We start from the raw sequence: 15,407 nt of genomic DNA, 5'->3' as shown, positions 1-15,407 counted from the left end.
AATCCTCGATCGTCACTACCCGTTCGTAGTCAGAGATCAGGTAGAGCATACGCCGCCCCCAATTCCGTTTTCCCGGTGGACGTGCCGCCCGCGATCACGATGTTCAGTTCCAGCCGCAGCACTTCCTTCAAAAAATCATCGACGCTTCCCGCCCGGGCGATAACCTCAATGTGGCGCAGCTTTTCTATCCGCTCTTCATCTTGAGAAGCCGTCACATCATCTCGGAGAAAGGAAAAAGGGTGCGCGGCTCGCCGGTATGGCCCGGTCTGAATATCCGAAACGACAACACCGTGCCGCTGGCTGACGCGGGCGGGATTACCGCTCGGACGCGCAGCATCATCCCCGGCGTGTTCAACCGACGTGGACAGCAATGGCGCTTTTTCCGTCAGCGCCACAGCGCTTGCATTCGCGCTTTGCTGTGCAATGTCCTTGGCCGCTTCGCGGCGTAATGTCGTGTTCAGAGGCCCGCACCATCTGGGCCAAGCCCTGTCGTTCGACGTAGCACTGACCATCACCATTTATGACGACTTCAATCACCGTAGGGTCCTGAAAGAGAGGGGATCGAACGGCTTGAGATATTCCGCGAGGTAAGAGGACACTAGAACAACTCCATGTCGTTCGTGACCATGACCATAATCACCGAGCCATGCTCGACCGTGATGATCGGCGCCAGTGACAGGTATTCTTCGATCACCGCACTGGCGTTGTCGCTGGCGTCCGTGCTGACGGCCTCTGCCAGTATCGCGCTTTCATCGTTCTGAACGCTTGCCGCAGCAGCAGCCGGAGCCGCGCTGAATACCGAAATCAGCGCCGCAGACCCGAACCGTTGCAGGAACCGACTGTTGACCTTGCCCGTCAGACCAGACCGTCCCAGCCGATCCGACCCGTAGGCTTCAAGGTCGACCACTTGACCGTTCGGCGTGACAACCCGGTCCCATGCGACCAGCACCCTCTTTTGACCAACGGCCACCTCGTTCGAGTAGCGCCCGAACATCTGGGACCCGCGCGGGATCAGGACCCGACTCATGTCGAATGACCAAATGTCGTAGGAGACCGTGCTCGTGATCGTGCCAGACAGTTGCGAGTTGATGCCGGTCGTCAGCGTGGCCTCGATCACCGTGCCTTGCATGACGGTATTGGACGGCGCACCGATGACCCGCGATTGCGTTGGCGCGATCTTGTCGGACCCGGCACGGATGAACGCCTCATCGCCGGTATAGTCGCGGCCTTCGCTTTCCGTCCCGCCGCCTGACATGCCGTCGATGGGACTGTTGATCTGGGCTTGCCGAATGGATTCCGCTTCCGCCCGCCGCCGTTCGAGTTCCTGTTGCCGCGCCAGCCTTTCCTCCGCCATCATCTGTTCGGCCAGTGAGTCGTCACTGGCCTGATTGAGTTGCAGCAGCAGACTGGAATTTTCCGCTTGGGTGCGCTGAAGGTCACGGGTGAGCTGGTCACGCGCAATGGTCAGGTCCTGCACTTCCGCCGACCGTGCCGCCATATCAACCGCCAGCCCGTCAAGTTGTGTCCGTAGCGCGTCAAGCTGTGCCGTATCGATGACCGGGGCGGCGGGTGCCTCATTGCGGGCTGCATCCAGCAGGCGGTTCACTTCGTCCAGACGTTTTTGCAGCGCAATTTCCGCTTCAGAGGGGCCGGCCTCTGTCACTGGAAAGGCGGGCTCTGGCGTGATGACAGAGGTCATGCCGTCAGAAGAATTGCGCGGAAACTCGGACGCATCCGACGTGTCGCGTTGCTGGATCGTCACCGATCCATCCCGTCCCATCAGATGGGCTACCCCGGCCCCGCCAGCTCCAAGACCGACGACCAATGTAATGCCGAGCAGGGCAGGGACGTTCGACTTTTTCTTGCCACCCTTCAAGCGGGCAGCGCGGTTTGCCACTGCATCAGCCATTGGTCACGTTCCCACTCTGGATGCAGATATATGCGTCGCCGTAGCGAATGACCCAGCGGTCAGACCGCGATCCGACCGTCACGCGCGTGCCATCCGTGCGCCCGTTGACGATGTATTCCCGGCCTTGAGCGTCGGCCCGGTAGATGCTGGGGATCGGCGCGTCGGGGCTGAAGGTGAAGAACGTGCGCCTGCCGTCGTCATAGACATTTACCGGCTGAATCTGGGCGTCCTTCGTGGCGGCGGAAATCACATAGGTTTGCGGTTTCCCCGCAGGGACCGAGGATTGCGCCGCCGCCGCCGTGCTTCCGGCAGGCGATTGAAAGCTAACCGAATAGTGCGGACGCGCCGTGGCGCTTTCGTGCAGTTCGACCAGATAGAACCGTTGGTTCGTGACGATCACGCCATTGGTCACGGCCCCCGCGATCACCGGCTTGACCAGAATGGCGTTGCCGCCGCCCGTGTCGGCAAACTGAAAACTTTCCGTGTCACCGGCTTTGAAATCCACAAAGCGTTCGCCTTGGGCCAGCGTGATCAGCGTGACCCGGCGCAGTTGAGTGTTGATCTTGTAAACCTGACCTTCCTGATAGATCGCGACAGCACTCCGCGCATCGACGCGCATGGACCGCGGCGTTGTCTCCGCGAGGGCAGGGGTGGCAAGTGCCGCCAACAAGGCGGCGCACAGCAGCTTGTTCATTCGCGCGTTCCTTCCGATGCGACACGGTAGCCAGTGACCTGAAACCCGAACGGGTTCTGCCAAAGGAGCAGGTTGTTATCGACCGTGCTGGGATTGAAGTTGGTGGTGACGGTGGCGACGAAATCGCCGCGCTGGACGGGGGCGTTGGGACGCCGCAGCGTCTTGGTGAACCGGACCTGTGCCGTGTCGTTGTCGATCATCAGGACGTTGTTGATCGACACATCGACGGTGCCGTCCACGCCGTAGCTTTCGGGCGGATAGTTGGCATTGCCCGGCGTCCAGAACCGTTCGAGGGACTGGCGAACCGGGATCGCAGACCGCTTGAACACGGACAGGATGCGATATTCGTTGTCGTCCGCATCGTAGGTTTCGCGGTCCATGACGTAGGCGTAGATCAGGCTTTCCACGACCGCCTGTTGCTGGTCCACGCTGGCGCGGTCAACGCTGACACCGCGCTCCACCACGCCCGTGTCCTTGTCCACGATTGCGAGGTAGGCTTGGGTCTCGTTATGAGCCAGCCCGTAGGCCCCCATGCCGACCCCGGCGAGCCCCAGAACCATCCCGACGACGGCCACGGCCCATGCCCGCTTTTCCCGCTGGCGCATCCCAAGGATCGTTTCAGCGATGAAGTAGGAACCGCCCGCTTCACTGGCCGCAGCGACCGCTTTTTCCACGTCGGCGCGGTCATGCGGTTCGACCTTTGAAAGTGGGCTTTTGAGAATCTTTCTCTGTTCAGCAGTGAGCGAGGTCATGCCGTTCTCCAATCTATGAGGTCGCGTTTGCGGTTAAGTTTTGGCTTTGGCCCGGAGGCGTTCGTTGGACGCGCGGGCAAATTGCACGTCGCGCCGTCGCTGGACGAAACGCCCAGCCGCGTTCTCTGAAAGTTTCGCGCCGACGTTCGCCAGCTTCATGTCCATGGCCGATCCGAAGCGGCGGGTCTGGGCGGCACGCTGGGCAGTTTCGCCGCCAGTGGTGGCACCGCTTAGAACCTGCGCACCCGACCGCTTGATAAACCCACCGGCAGCGATTCCCGGACGGCTGACGATGCTCAATGCCTGCGGGGCGATGCCGCCGAGGTTCAGTTGTCCGGTGATGTTCGAGGCGACCTGCGGGATCGTCAGCAAAGCGTAGATGCCCACAATAATAATGACGACGACGCCAGTAATTCCGATCAAGGTTTCTTCGCTTTGTGCCAAAAACGCCCGTTCTGCCACCGTTGCGACGAACCCCATCACACCGGCAGCGGCGACCGGATACATGAAGTAACCGATTAACGACGACACCCATGCCTCAAAAAGAAACTGCGTTCGGTTCAGGCATGTTGCCGCAATGGCGAAGGGTGCCAGCCCGACCAGAATACCGATCATGATTTTGGCGAATCCTGCCACCAGAATGTAGGCCGCTTGCAGGAGGGCCAGCAGCAGATACATGATTGCACCAAGAAAGCCCCGCGCGATTGCGCTTTCAGCCCTAATCACCGATGAGGCTGTCTCTTGTGCCTGCGCGGAAAAGTTTTCTGCTTGGTCAATCGACGAAGTTGCAGCACCGCCGTTGGCTGCCGAGAAAAGTGCAGTCACCAAACCATCGCCCGTATTGGTCAGCGCGTCGTAAATCACTTCAAAGTTGGCCCATGACAGTCCGAACGTGAAGATCAGCACAATCCGAAGAACCAGTTGCGTCATGTCGCCAGCTCGTGCCGTCACTACCCCTAAAGCCACGGCAACGCCGAATACCATGAAGGCCATGACGGCAAGAATTGTGATGATCCCACCATAGCCGTCCGCCACAGCCACAAAGGTATCCTGTGCGGCACCGCTTACTGCGGTGTCGATAAAACCCATAATGTCTGCGACGATTGCCATTCAGTTATTCCAGTTCGAGTAGCATGGTGATGTCGCACATGCGGTCATAATCTTTTTTGATTTGGTCGCGCATACGGACAGGAGTTATGGGATAGATCCGGTGGTTTTCGACACCTTCGGTCAAGGTATCAAAGGCCGCGACAGCGACGGGCCAATCCGCTTTGAGCGTATCGCAGGTGCAGTCTTTGGCCTTGATCGCATTGTCGTAGGCCATCCATTCGTAGATGAACGCCTTGGCTTGTCCGATACTTGTTTCACGCCAGTCATCCTTTGCCGTGAAATCGTGTGCGGGCTTGTAGTCCGGATTGTGGCCGGAGCAGCTCGACACCTGACGCGGCCGGCTCGCTTGGTCGGCAGCAACTTTTTCCGTGGGGATCGGCCAGCTAAAGAAGCCCATTTCCATCGCCCGCGACTGGATCAGATTTGCAAAATCGTTCTGCGTGCTTTCGTCTTTCGGCACCAAGTAGCGCACGCCGTCACGGGCTTCCGTCTGGAACCGTTGGGCCGCAGCAGGGGAGGCCATTGCGGCGACAGCAGCACAGGTCAGCAGCAGGGTTTTCATGGTGAGGTTCCTTTTCATTAGTCCGCCGTTTCCGATGGGGTCAGGTCGAGATATTTCTGTTCGTCCGCCAGCGTGGCCGCCGTCATGACACCGGCTTGGCCGAGGCCGATGGTCTGGGCGGCTTCGAGTTGCCAGATGTTCGCCAGCGCCATGCCCATTTCGGCAGTCATGCGGGTGTTCAGGTCGATTGCCGCCTTCATGCCCTGCGTGTCGGGAATGTTGCCGGTCAGCTCTTCGATCCGTTCAAGGCTTTTTCCAGCCGCCTCTTGCGAGGCTTCCGCAGCCACACCCATCATCGCGCCAGTGTTGCCCTGCACACCGATCCGCGCCGCCCCAGGATCTTCGCTGTTGGCGAGGTCCGTCATTTGCGTGGTCGAAGTGCCGGCGCTCGCAAAAATCTGGCCGACAATGTCCGTGGTCGAACGTCCACCGATTTTCCCGCCCGCACCGATCGCACTCCAGTTGCCAGCCATGGCGTCCTGCAAGGACGCTTGCAGGTCAGGAATTTCCGGCAGCAGGTCCTTGAACCAGTCACCAGACAGCAGCAGCTTGCCTTCGGCAAAGCCGTCCGTCAGCGCCTTGTATTGATCTTCCATCAGCCGGATTTGCGCGATCAGCTTCAAGGTCTGGTCGTCCAGTTTGAGGTTCTGGGACACCGCCTCATTCAGTTGCAACCGGGCTTCCGCCAACATCTGTTGCAGTTGGGCGATGGAGGACACGTCAATCGTCGGAACACCTTGCGCCGTGGCAGAGCCACCAGCCAGCGCCAGAGCCACGGCAACGGTCGAGAGCAGCTTGTTCATTCTGTGATCCCTTCAAAAAATTCACGGTCGCGGGCGTAGGCCGCAAAGAGCGTTCCATATTGCGCCCATTCTGCCTTGCGCTTCACCGCCATGAGCCGGGTCAGAACACCGGCCATGCGCGTGACTTCCGCCTTGGCATAGCTGTTGAGGTCCATCGCTTCCTTGGCCGAGGCCGAGAGCGAGATACGCCGCAAAATCTCTTGCAGCCGCGAAAGCGACTGGATCAGAATTTCCTGGCTGTAACCGGCGTAGGACATGGCCGCGTCCGATATGTTCGACATTTCAGAAATCGAGATATCCGCCAGCGCCAGTGTCCCGGTCTGGTCTGCGCCGCTGATCTGGGCGGCATAGACGTTGTAAAAACCGCTGATCTTTTTGACGTAATCCTGCGTTTCCTTGTAGGGCGGGATGCCGTCGTATTTCATCACGGCACCGGGGCCAGCGTTGTAGGCGGCCAGTGCCAGCGGCATCGACCGAAACGTGCGGATTTGCTGCATCAGGTAGCGCGCCCCGCCGTCCAGTTGCAGATGCGGATCGGTGTAGTAGGCCGGATAAATGCCGAGGTCTTTGGCCGTGCCGGGAATGATCTGCGTCAGCCCGAAGGCCGCCGCAGGAGACCGCGCCCCGATCTGAAACCGGCTTTCCTGCTTGACCAGCGCCTGAAACCAGCACCGAAACTCCACCGCGTTGATCCCGATTGCCGCCAGCGCCGGGTCACTTCCAAACTTCACCGCCGTCTGGGCAATCATCGACTCGATGGTTTCGCGAGCGTCACCGAACAACCGCCCCGCGTAGGGGTTGTTGTCCTCAATTGCATAGACGGCACTTGCGACCATGCCGTCCAAGCCTTCGAGGTCCGTCGTCATGGCCGACGATCCGCGCAGCATATTGATGGTGTCCTGCAGGGCGGCGATCTGATCCGCTCGAGATCCGAGGTTTTGGGTCAGCGTGGCGCTGATCTGGGCTTGCTCAACCATCTGGGCTTGTTCGCCCGCGTTGATCGACTGCATCTGGGCGAGCGCAGCCACATCAATTTCCGGCACGCCTTGCGCCACCGCCCCGGAGGCGGTCAGCGCAAGCGCCATGGCGGGACGGCGCACCCGTTTACCCACCGATGGGGGTCCAATCGCAAGCTGCGGTCGGAGCGGCAGACGCGGCAAATGCCAGCGCGTTTGAGGACCAGCAGTTTGTTTGGCGACCCTGATTTTCTGCACAGGCCGACAAGCCATTCAGAAGGGTAAGAAGCAAAAGTGCCTTAAACATGCGCGCGCCTTTCAAGGGATGTTTCAAGATCATCGGAAGGTCTCTGGTCACGCCAGAAGTCAGGCCGGTCGCGGTAGTCGTCGCCAAACCGGGCAGACCCAGACCTTCCGCCACCAAGTACAGTCAGCAGCGGGCCGAGCCGCCCCAGGTCCACATCGAGGATCGTCGATCCGGCATCCGTGCGATGCAGCGCCTTGCGACCCTGCAAAGACTTGGAGAGGATGAAGGACAGCTCGCCGTCCGACATGGACATGCCGTCATAGTGGCCGGGTTCGGCGCGATGGTTCGGAAAGATCAGTTGGTTCGGCAGACCTTCGAGGATCGACTTTGCTGCCGATTGCTGAATCTGTGACGGGAACTGCGTCAGCATCACCACGACCACGTTCATCTTCCGCGCGGTCACGAGCCATTTTTTCATTTCCTCTGCAAAGTAGGGATCATCGAGAACCTGCCACGCTTCATCGACCAGCAGCACCATCGGCCGCTTTTTCTTCCAGGACCGTCTCAAAGGCGCGGAACAGGTAGGCCAGAATGGCCGTGCGTTCCGTCCCTGCCGCCAGCACGTCCGTCAGATCAAGGGCTGTCACGTCGTTGGCCCCGAAGTTGACCAGCACATCGTCACTCTCTCCAAAGACCCACGCATAGCGCCCGTCAGGCCCCCACTCGCGGACCCGTAGGGCAAGGTCGTTGCCGTCGTCAGCGTCACCGATCAGCGATACGAATTGCGAGAAATTCTTGAGGTTGCCCGGCGCGGAGGCGTTCTGGCGAATGGCGCTTTTGAGGGCTTGGCTCTGGGTCGGCGTCAGGGGCTTGCCGGTATGTTCCAGCAGGGCCGAGAACCAGCCGAGAAGCCAGGCTTCACCACGCGGGCCGGTTTCGGTCAGCAGGGGATTGAGACCCGTCGGCTCGCCCACCTTCACCGCGGCATAGGTGCCGCCCATTGCGCGGATTGGCATTTCCATCGCCCGGTCCTTGTCCAGTGCGATCAGCCGCCCGCCGTGCCGCAGAGCTTGCGCCGCGAGGAACAGGGTGGTGGTCGTCTTGCCGCCGTTCGACGGTCCCAGAACAAGGGTGTGGCCGTTCGTGGGTTCCGCATCCGGCAGACCGCGCGGGTGCAGGTTGAAGCGGTAGGGTGTGCCGCGTTCGGTTTCCAAAACCGTGATCGGTTCGTTCCATGGCACTTCGCCAACGCCTGCGCCAATGTCAGCGCCGTGCAGGCTCGCCAGATCGGCAAACGTCTCCGAAGTCACATAAGACGACCGGGCCGTCATGTGGCCGTTGCCGGGGTGACACGACAGAAGTTCCGTGGCCGTCGCCGCACGGTCGCGCAGCATCCGGAACCCGGCCCGCTGGCAAATGCTCATGACGTCCGACACGCGGGCGTCGAGTTCTTTGCGGTCCGGTGCGCGGACGAGGATCGTCAGGCGATATTCGCCGACGCCGAGTTCGCCCGACTCGATCCGGTCTACGGCCTCAACAAGCTGATTTTCCACACGTTGCGCCAGGTCATTACTGGCCTGCATCTGAAGGATGCGGGTGCGGGCTTGTTCTACAATGTTGTCGCGGTGGATCGGCGCATAGTTCTGCACCACAACAACGTCGTCCAGCGCACCCAGGGCATCAAGGGCGCCGGGCGTCGTGGCGGTCGGGTTTTCCTTGACGCTGATCACTGCCGCGACCGCTTCGCCGTCGTTCACATCGATAATGCCGTCCAGACCAAATTCCAGCGACACGTCGCTCACGTCTTGCGCCACAAGCGTCATAAGACCACGGCGCATGGACGCGTAGGGCTGGAAGTTCAGCACCGCCATGGCCGACCCGAACGCACCGTCAGAGATAGACAGCGGTGACAAGGTGACATTCAGGGCGTCGGCAAACACAGACGTCAGTTCAGATAGTGATCCGGCCAGTTCCGCCAGATTTTTCCGTCCGACCCGCTTGAGGGCTTTGCCGAGCAGCGGCACCCGCAGCGCATTATTGTTCGCCCGCACAATCGTCAGGACAATCACGGCCTCTTTCGGCTGGCTGGCGTTCAACCCGTCGAACCACGCATCATCGACCGCATGGGCGAAGGGATGCACCGGCTTGGTGTAGCCGCTGATTTGCACGTCGCGCCGGAAGCGGTGGATGAAGAAGCTGAAACTTTCGTCCAGACCATTGAGGATCTGGGACACGCGGGCGCGCAGGTCCAGCACGTCAGCGGAATCCGACGTGTCCGCATCAATGCCATAGACTTCAAATGCAGCGCAGACCGACCCGTCGCGCAGGATCATCGTCGTGTCGTCAAATTCGACCCCGTAGGGCATCTTGCGATAAAGTTCATACATCGGATGCACGGCCCTTTGTGGAGCGTTGGAAACGGACCGGGGTGCGGCCAAAGCTTTGCGGCACATGACGCAACCGCATGGCAATCAGACGGTGGCCGTTGGGGTTGATCGCGGTGATCGACCGTGCGCCGAAATACCAGATCGCGAAGGTTGGCAGCCACAGCAGCGCCTTCGTGATCATGAACGGCAGCACGGTCAGGCCGACCACCGCCATAAAGTAGGGCAGGGGAAGGCCAGCCATTTTGGCCTGCCGGGTCAGCCCTTTTATGACGACGGTTTCTTCCATTACGACAGGATCGACCGGAGGCTATCGACAAACGCGGGACCGCCGAACACCAGCACGGCCCCGAGGATCACGGCACCGGGCCACGCCCAGCTGATCCGGTTCATCGCGGCCATGAAGCCCGCCGCAGCAAGTGCTATCACGAACGCAATGGTCGCAAGCGGGCCACGCATGAAGGCAACGACCTGGTTGCCCGCGTCCTCGGCCTTCGTGAAGTCGATATCTTGCGCCGCAAGATCTGTGCCATAGGCGCAAAGGATCAGGGCGCCGGCGCAAAGCGCGCCCGCCCGGTAAACATTCATGTTCACGGTGGTTACTCCTGTGAGGAAATGCGCCGCCACTGGCGCTCGTAATTGGACATGACTTTAGAGACATGCCGTTCGGTCTCCCGGTAAGGGGGGGACGCCTTTGTAGGTTCGCACCGCGCCGGGGCCTGCGTTGTAGGCCGCCAAGGCCAGCGAGAGCGTTCCAAATTCTGCGATTTGGGCGATCAGATACCGCGCACCACCGTCAAGGTTTTGCGCCCTGTCGTTGGGATCGACGCCGAGCATCCGCGCCGTTCCGGGCATGAGCTGCGCCAGACCGATTGCACCGACAGGGCTGCGGGCGTGTTCGTCAAAGCCGCTTTCGGTCTGGATCATCACGTCAAAGAAAATGATGAACTCGCGCGGGTCGATCCCGGCCGCTTTCACGATGGGATGCGAGGCGTAGCGCGATGCTACAGACCGGACCAGCGCACGGTTCGTGCCAACCGACACAGGCACAGCGGCCAACGCCGCAGGCAGGACTTGCCCCTCTGGCGATGCACCAATGACCGACACCGGGGCATTTGACGTTGAGATTGAAGGCTGCGGTTCTCGATCACCGCCAATGGTTTTCCAGCCGCCGCCGATGCCGCCCCAAGCGTTATCCGCGAGCGCAGGGTTGCTGAACGACAGGAGGAAACATGCAATCAGGCAATGATGCGGGAGGTTAGCTTTCGCTGCTGTTCCCAGCTTGATCGGGAAGGGTATGGTTCGACTGCCCCCCCTCGAAAAAGGGGAGAGTGAAGTCTGCGAAACCCATTCGGTGCATAAACGATGCGCAGCCGTTGATCGTCCGGAAGACTTTGATTTTGATTTCTTGAACTTCGCCCGCTCGGCGCGGAAATACGACCAGTGTTTTTGAGACGCTTCCATCATCGCTGACGACGCGGACTGTCCACTCGCCATACCAGACGGCTGCTTTGTAGTAGGCATCTCCCACGCAAAGGACCTGAGCTTGATACCCCATCCGAAGCAGCTGTCGAAACTCTGGTTCCATGACCACATTTGGCGCTTCTTTTTGTAAATCTACATCCACGCCTGTGGTCCTTCTGTATGAAGGGTCAGGCACCCTACCTGGGCACCTTCAACCTACATTCTTATAAATATGCGCACAACATATAAATTTCACTGAAATCTATGAGTACGCTCATTGAGTTTGGTTCGTCTTCAAAACTATCCATAAGCGGCAAAACGCGCGAATCAAAGCTTTCACGGGTTAATGTGACCCATGAGATTGAGAATTCGGTCGATCACCGCCTCACGGATCTCTGGTTGCTCAGATAAAAGATCGTGGCGACCTTTCGGGATCAGGGACGTAGTTGCCGTTCGGCCAGTCCGCCATGCGGGTGCGGATCGCTTCCTTATCCACGTCCCCATCGGCCTCTCCGCAGAAAGCGAGACAAGGGATCGGTGGTGAAGGCATCGAAGCGAGCGAACGACACTCTTTCAAAGACTCGTTGAGCCAGCCGAAGCTCACGCCACCGATCATCAGTTCCGGATGAGCCTTCGCCTGCGACTGCCAGTAAGCGTATTCGTCCGCGTTCCCCGTCATCGTGTTTTCTTCGAAGGGGGCTTTTGTGACATAGGGTTGCCCGCTCTGTCCCGGTGCAAAGCGATTTCCGAACCCGCTCAGTCGCGCGCATTTGGACAACACGCCCGCGATTGAACGAACGGGCGGCGGTAGGGTGATCCCCCACATTGGCCCCACGAAGGCGCAAGCCTTCAGTTCGACTCCCCGGACCAGACCGCGTAGGGCGATTGCCGCGCCCATCGAATTGCCGATTAGCGTCCAGGGCCGCGGCAGGTCAAGATCGCGGGCTGCCTGGATCATGGCGTCGAGATCGTGCTGATAGTCGGTGAACCGCTCGACGTGGCAGATTTTTGGATCTTCGGTCAGCCTGTCCGACAACCCGTGACCGCGCCAATCAATGACGAACGTGCCGAATCCTGCCTCTCCCAACCGCTTAGCCAAACGGCCATACCGCTCAATGTAGCCGGAACGCCCCGGTGCGATGAAGACAGTCCCTTCGCCACGCCGAGCCGCGCTTGAAACTGGCCAGTGAGCAAGCCGTAACCTCACTCCATCTTCAGCACGCGCCCAAAAGGCCTGACCGCCCTCCGGACCTTCAGCGATTGCAGTGTAAAATGGTGCTTGTTCCATGATATTTTGTCCCAGAGCGAGTGCGGCGTCTTGTCAGACACCAGATCGAAAGCACCACAGAGCAGACAAGCGCAAGCGAAAAGCCCTGGACCTGCCCGATAGATAGAAGGGTGCAAACAAGAAAAACCTGAACAATGGCGAACGTCTTCCAAGGGACGTATCCGAACAGGGGACGCGCTGGTACGTAACCGCCTTGGGCACGTTGGCGAAGCGCCATTTGACCCCTGCTGACCCGCGAAGCGCAAACGAACAGCGCAAAATTGGCGACCGCAACCAACAGAAACGTCGTAAAATGTGAGACAGACGTATTAGGCAAGGTCCCGTTGACGTCGGCCGATAACCGCAGGACGCCGGTCAGATCGTGGAAAATCCAAAGCGCGATATTTGTCGCATCCGATGATAGATAAGCTGCCTGAAGTTTGATCGCAATCGCGGCCCAGCCAATCAAAAGCGCTGAATCAAAGGCTGAAATCGCGATCCTTGACCCCTCCTGGATCGCAACTTCTTGCTCGATTTCACCATCATTGTTGTGGGCCAGCCATTCATAATCCCCGGCCATGATAAAAAGGAACATGAGCGCAGTCAGAAATATGAACACGTAGAGAGCGGAGTAGAGGTAACCAAACATGGAAACGACAGCCGACGCACCCTGACCAACAAATTCCGGCCGAACGAGGGTCAGAAGGTTTCTGTCAATCTGGTATATACCGGCCTCACCTTCTGCGTAGAGCCGAAGACATATCCCAACCCACTGGGCAAGAAAAACGCCACCAAGACACAGCACGAGGATCATCCAGAAAGGGAAGGCGGTCCTGTCTATTCGAGCGTCCCATAATGACGCATCTTCTTCTGTGCGCGTATAGCAAGACGATCCACCCAAAAGACGACAGCGCCCATACGACCGCCAGTGCGTCAGACTGAAGCTCACCCGCATGATGAACAGCGGCAGGATCAGTGCGGGCAAAACGGTCCAAGTTGGTGCCCAAAGAAATCCGACCTCTTTGGAAAGATCGGGTGTCACGCTGTAGCTGACCGACAGCAGACCCAAGATTCCGTTCACGAGACCGTTCACAGCGTAGGCCGCCCAGATCAAGATTGACAGCTTGAGCGTGTCATCGCGACTGAACCAAGCCTCCCATGAACTTGCCAGACTAGGGGTTCGTATTGGCACATCGCCTGCTGGAATCGCGGCTGGATCATAAGCTGAATCATCGGGCGAGCTATCATCTGCACCATTGCGCGGTTCGGATCTTTTGCGCCCACGCGCCCGCATCAAAGCGACCTGCCACGCGCTTGCTTTGCTGGCATCGCCGCACCCAAATACCATTGCCAATCGGCGCAAGTTGGGAACGCTTATGCCACCACGACCCTGCGGAGCGAGCCACCTCTGCACGGTTCGTAGGTCGATCATACTTCGACCCGATTCAACCTGGTTGATAGCCGCCGTGAGCGTTTCTGCCGTCCAGGGTTCAGCTGGTTCGCCATTCGCCGACACATCCCGGCCAACACCAGCGGCGATCGCTGCCTGAATGAGCGATCTAAAATCGTTATCGCCGGTGGGAGGCTCGATGTAATGTTTTCCGTTAACCATCAACACTTTCCGGTCTGATGTGTCATTTTATGTCGATGTGGGGGTGTTCTATAACACGACATCGTTCGCGGCTTCATCCCCCGAAGGTCAAGATTTCTTTCAGAAGAGCAGTTTATTATTTCTACTTATTTCAGCGCCTTAACGTAATTGGTGTCGTTTCCTGTCGCTGAACGTTTCACTTCATGTCGTTCGTGTCGTCGTGTCACTAGCTATTGGCGAGCCCGCATGTCTTTTTCACCCCCACCGGTAGAAATTACGCTGCGTATCATGAGAAGGCACCATAATGGCAAAACACGACCGCAACCGCGAGTTGTCTGGTGGAACGTCTGAAAAAGTCATTGTCAGACTAAGACATGCCCACGCGATCAAGCGCATTTTAGATCGAAAGACCCTCAAAATTGTCGGCTGGCTCTACGAATGGAATACGGGTCAGACCGCGCCAATGTGGAAGGACCAGCCGTGCAAAGACGTAATTTACGACTGAATTTCGATCACTAAAGCCGCACCTACGTCCAGGCGATGTGCAAATATGTAGATGTTCGGGCGGAACGGTCGGGCATCCTTCCACCAATCGCAACCGTCAAACCGCTTTACGAACCTCCCGTGATAGTTTTATAGAAATGTCACAAACTTATAAATATGAGTTTCAGGAGGTCCTTGATGCTGACCCTTCTAAGATCAACAACACTCACTGCCGCTGTGGCAGCGGTTGCGATCTTCAACGCGCCGCGCGAAGCGAACGCGGCGTTCAACGTGGATTGCGCCATGCTGTTATGTCTGGCGGGCGGCTGGCCCAAATCTGCCGAATGCACATTAGCCTACGCCACGTTCATCCGGCGCGTGACCCCTTGGCCGATAGAGCCGCCGCTGCAAATCTGGCGCTGTCCGATGGGGGCCTCTTACGAAGGTGAACCCAGCAGCCCCCTGCAGCGGCTCTATGAAGCAACCTTTCCTGACGCCCAGCGTCCGCTGCAGTCTATTCCCACCGGCAGTCAGGAGGCCGCGCTTGCGCCCATTCCAGCGGTGTTCCGCGATCCCGACTATCGACCAGACGCCGCGGCGATCCTTCAACTGGTCGCGGGGCAGGGGGCCGACGTGGATATTTCCGACCCGATCTATGACTTCGTGCGCTCGATCCGTGTGTTCGACGTGCACGCTCGCCAGGGTGAAGTAGGCAAAGACCGTGACTGCACACGATCATCGTCGGTCCGCATTGGCAGCTATGGCACCCAAGGCGATTACCAATGGCGCAATGCCAGCCTGTCGGACCTGCCTGCGGCACACGTTGGGACCGAGGGCTATGGCGGCTCCTGTCCGTCAGTCAACAACCGATCAATCTTTGTCGAGTGGAAGGACTACAGCGGGACCTACGGTCACGAGCAGGTAAACTACTGAAGCGAGTTCGCGGCATTCCGCCGCCCCGAACAATCGCGGCAAGCTTCGACACGGAGTTTGTCTATTACTCATCCGAAAAGGAAATCACGACCAAACCCAAAACGACAATTCAGAAATAGAAACCCCCGCGAGGCGGAAACCTGCGGGGGGGATTTTAAAGTCGAGGGATTGGCGTCCCTGGATCGACCAAACTGCAACTGGTTCTTTTCTATCCCCTCCCGACATGACGAGCAACAAAAAACGCACCTGTGC

At 58.9% G+C, this 15,407-nt stretch carries 17 protein-coding genes; 2 read left to right on the top strand and 15 right to left on the bottom strand.

Annotation, left to right across the window (positions count from 1 at the left end):
* Window positions 1-29: 29 nt before the first annotated feature.
* The 15 genes from GLR48_RS22330 to GLR48_RS22260 all read right to left on the bottom strand — a co-directional run bounded on the left by GLR48_RS22330 (window position 30) and on the right by GLR48_RS22260 (window position 13,760).
* Window positions 30-518: a hypothetical protein gene (locus GLR48_RS22330; RefSeq protein ID WP_237065800.1), complete on the bottom strand. Its 489-nt coding sequence runs from the start codon at window positions 516-518 to the stop codon at window positions 30-32.
* Between the two features lie 80 nt (window positions 519-598).
* Window positions 599-1,909: a TrbI/VirB10 family protein gene (locus tag GLR48_RS22325; protein WP_237064684.1), complete on the bottom strand. Its 1,311-nt coding sequence runs from the start codon at window positions 1,907-1,909 to the stop codon at window positions 599-601.
* A complete protein-coding gene (locus GLR48_RS22320; RefSeq protein ID WP_237064675.1) occupies window positions 1,902-2,603 on the bottom strand; it encodes a TrbG/VirB9 family P-type conjugative transfer protein in 702 nt (233 codons plus the stop codon). The genes GLR48_RS22325 and GLR48_RS22320 overlap by 8 nt, the downstream gene beginning before the upstream one ends.
* The gene (locus GLR48_RS22315; protein ID WP_237064673.1) at window positions 2,600-3,355 is read right to left on the bottom strand and encodes a virB8 family protein; all 756 of its coding nucleotides are present in this window, start codon (window positions 3,353-3,355) and stop codon (window positions 2,600-2,602) included. Before GLR48_RS22315 ends, GLR48_RS22320 begins: the two co-directional genes overlap by 4 nt.
* Before the next feature lie 33 nt (window positions 3,356-3,388).
* Entirely contained in the window at window positions 3,389-4,465 is a 1,077-nt protein-coding gene (locus GLR48_RS22310) for a type IV secretion system protein (RefSeq protein WP_237065792.1), read from the bottom strand.
* Window positions 4,466-4,469: 4 nt separating this feature from the next.
* The gene (locus GLR48_RS22305) at window positions 4,470-5,027 is read right to left on the bottom strand and encodes a hypothetical protein (protein ID WP_237065790.1); all 558 of its coding nucleotides are present in this window, start codon (window positions 5,025-5,027) and stop codon (window positions 4,470-4,472) included.
* Between the two features lie 17 nt (window positions 5,028-5,044).
* Window positions 5,045-5,830, bottom strand: a complete 786-nt coding sequence (locus GLR48_RS22300; protein ID WP_237065788.1) for a type IV secretion system protein — start codon at window positions 5,828-5,830, stop codon at window positions 5,045-5,047.
* Entirely contained in the window at window positions 5,827-6,942 is a 1,116-nt protein-coding gene (locus tag GLR48_RS22295; RefSeq protein WP_237065786.1) for a lytic transglycosylase domain-containing protein, read from the bottom strand. The genes GLR48_RS22300 and GLR48_RS22295 overlap by 4 nt, the downstream gene beginning before the upstream one ends.
* Before the next feature lie 143 nt (window positions 6,943-7,085).
* Window positions 7,086-7,571 (bottom strand): hypothetical protein, encoded by a 486-nt coding sequence (locus GLR48_RS22290; protein WP_237065784.1) that lies wholly within the window; start codon window positions 7,569-7,571, stop codon window positions 7,086-7,088.
* Entirely contained in the window at window positions 7,552-9,420 is a 1,869-nt protein-coding gene (locus tag GLR48_RS22285) for a hypothetical protein (protein ID WP_237065783.1), read from the bottom strand. The genes GLR48_RS22290 and GLR48_RS22285 overlap by 20 nt, the downstream gene beginning before the upstream one ends.
* Entirely contained in the window at window positions 9,413-9,706 is a 294-nt protein-coding gene (locus GLR48_RS22280; protein WP_272911655.1) for a VirB3 family type IV secretion system protein, read from the bottom strand. The genes GLR48_RS22285 and GLR48_RS22280 overlap by 8 nt, the downstream gene beginning before the upstream one ends.
* Window positions 9,706-10,005, bottom strand: a complete 300-nt coding sequence (locus tag GLR48_RS22275) for a TrbC/VirB2 family protein (RefSeq protein ID WP_237065808.1) — start codon at window positions 10,003-10,005, stop codon at window positions 9,706-9,708. The genes GLR48_RS22280 and GLR48_RS22275 overlap by 1 nt, the downstream gene beginning before the upstream one ends.
* A gap of 63 nt (window positions 10,006-10,068) precedes the next feature.
* Window positions 10,069-11,013 (bottom strand): lytic transglycosylase domain-containing protein, encoded by a 945-nt coding sequence (locus tag GLR48_RS22270; RefSeq protein WP_237065781.1) that lies wholly within the window; start codon window positions 11,011-11,013, stop codon window positions 10,069-10,071.
* Between the two features lie 271 nt (window positions 11,014-11,284).
* Window positions 11,285-12,169, bottom strand: a complete 885-nt coding sequence (locus tag GLR48_RS22265; protein ID WP_237065779.1) for an alpha/beta fold hydrolase — start codon at window positions 12,167-12,169, stop codon at window positions 11,285-11,287.
* Window positions 12,135-13,760 carry a hypothetical protein gene (locus GLR48_RS22260; RefSeq protein WP_237065777.1) on the bottom strand — a complete coding sequence of 542 codons (1,626 nt, stop codon included), beginning with the start codon at window positions 13,758-13,760 and terminating at the stop codon, window positions 12,135-12,137. Before GLR48_RS22260 ends, GLR48_RS22265 begins: the two co-directional genes overlap by 35 nt.
* Before the next feature lie 283 nt (window positions 13,761-14,043).
* Here GLR48_RS22260 and GLR48_RS22255 point away from each other — a divergent pair, with 283 nt between their 5' ends.
* Both GLR48_RS22255 and GLR48_RS22250 read left to right on the top strand, forming a co-directional pair.
* The gene (locus GLR48_RS22255) at window positions 14,044-14,244 is read left to right on the top strand and encodes a hypothetical protein (protein WP_237065012.1); all 201 of its coding nucleotides are present in this window, start codon (window positions 14,044-14,046) and stop codon (window positions 14,242-14,244) included.
* Between the two features lie 176 nt (window positions 14,245-14,420).
* Window positions 14,421-15,155: a hypothetical protein gene (locus GLR48_RS22250; RefSeq protein ID WP_237065775.1), complete on the top strand. Its 735-nt coding sequence runs from the start codon at window positions 14,421-14,423 to the stop codon at window positions 15,153-15,155.
* Window positions 15,156-15,407: the final 252 nt, after the last annotated feature.

Origin of the sequence: Loktanella sp. M215 (assembly GCF_021735925.1) — a bacterium.
Classification (GTDB): Bacteria; Pseudomonadota; Alphaproteobacteria; order Rhodobacterales; family Rhodobacteraceae; genus Loktanella.
This window is presented reverse-complemented; position numbering and strand designations above follow the sequence as displayed.

Bases quoted from the DNA above. Each gene is read 5' to 3' on its own strand.
- GLR48_RS22330 (WP_237065800.1), bottom strand. From the start codon at position 518: ATGGTGATGGTCAGTGCTACGTCGAACGACAGGGCTTGGCCCAGATGG.
- GLR48_RS22310 (WP_237065792.1), bottom strand. From the start codon at position 4,465: ATGGCAATCGTCGCAGACATTATGGGTTTTATCGACACCGCAGTAAGC.
- GLR48_RS22250 (WP_237065775.1), top strand. From the start codon at position 14,421: ATGCTGACCCTTCTAAGATCAACAACACTCACTGCCGCTGTGGCAGCG.
- GLR48_RS22280 (WP_272911655.1), bottom strand. From the start codon at position 9,706: ATGGAAGAAACCGTCGTCATAAAAGGGCTGACCCGGCAGGCCAAAATG.
- GLR48_RS22315 (WP_237064673.1), bottom strand. From the start codon at position 3,355: ATGACCTCGCTCACTGCTGAACAGAGAAAGATTCTCAAAAGCCCACTT.
- GLR48_RS22305 (WP_237065790.1), bottom strand. From the start codon at position 5,027: ATGAAAACCCTGCTGCTGACCTGTGCTGCTGTCGCCGCAATGGCCTCC.
- GLR48_RS22270 (WP_237065781.1), bottom strand. From the start codon at position 11,013: ATGTGGTCATGGAACCAGAGTTTCGACAGCTGCTTCGGATGGGGTATC.
- GLR48_RS22255 (WP_237065012.1), top strand. From the start codon at position 14,044: ATGGCAAAACACGACCGCAACCGCGAGTTGTCTGGTGGAACGTCTGAA.
- GLR48_RS22275 (WP_237065808.1), bottom strand. From the start codon at position 10,005: ATGAATGTTTACCGGGCGGGCGCGCTTTGCGCCGGCGCCCTGATCCTT.
- GLR48_RS22325 (WP_237064684.1), bottom strand. From the start codon at position 1,909: ATGGCTGATGCAGTGGCAAACCGCGCTGCCCGCTTGAAGGGTGGCAAG.
- GLR48_RS22260 (WP_237065777.1), bottom strand. From the start codon at position 13,760: ATGGTTAACGGAAAACATTACATCGAGCCTCCCACCGGCGATAACGAT.
- GLR48_RS22300 (WP_237065788.1), bottom strand. From the start codon at position 5,830: ATGAACAAGCTGCTCTCGACCGTTGCCGTGGCTCTGGCGCTGGCTGGT.
- GLR48_RS22290 (WP_237065784.1), bottom strand. From the start codon at position 7,571: ATGGTGCTGCTGGTCGATGAAGCGTGGCAGGTTCTCGATGATCCCTAC.
- GLR48_RS22320 (WP_237064675.1), bottom strand. From the start codon at position 2,603: ATGAACAAGCTGCTGTGCGCCGCCTTGTTGGCGGCACTTGCCACCCCT.
- GLR48_RS22285 (WP_237065783.1), bottom strand. From the start codon at position 9,420: ATGTATGAACTTTATCGCAAGATGCCCTACGGGGTCGAATTTGACGAC.
- GLR48_RS22265 (WP_237065779.1), bottom strand. From the start codon at position 12,169: ATGGAACAAGCACCATTTTACACTGCAATCGCTGAAGGTCCGGAGGGC.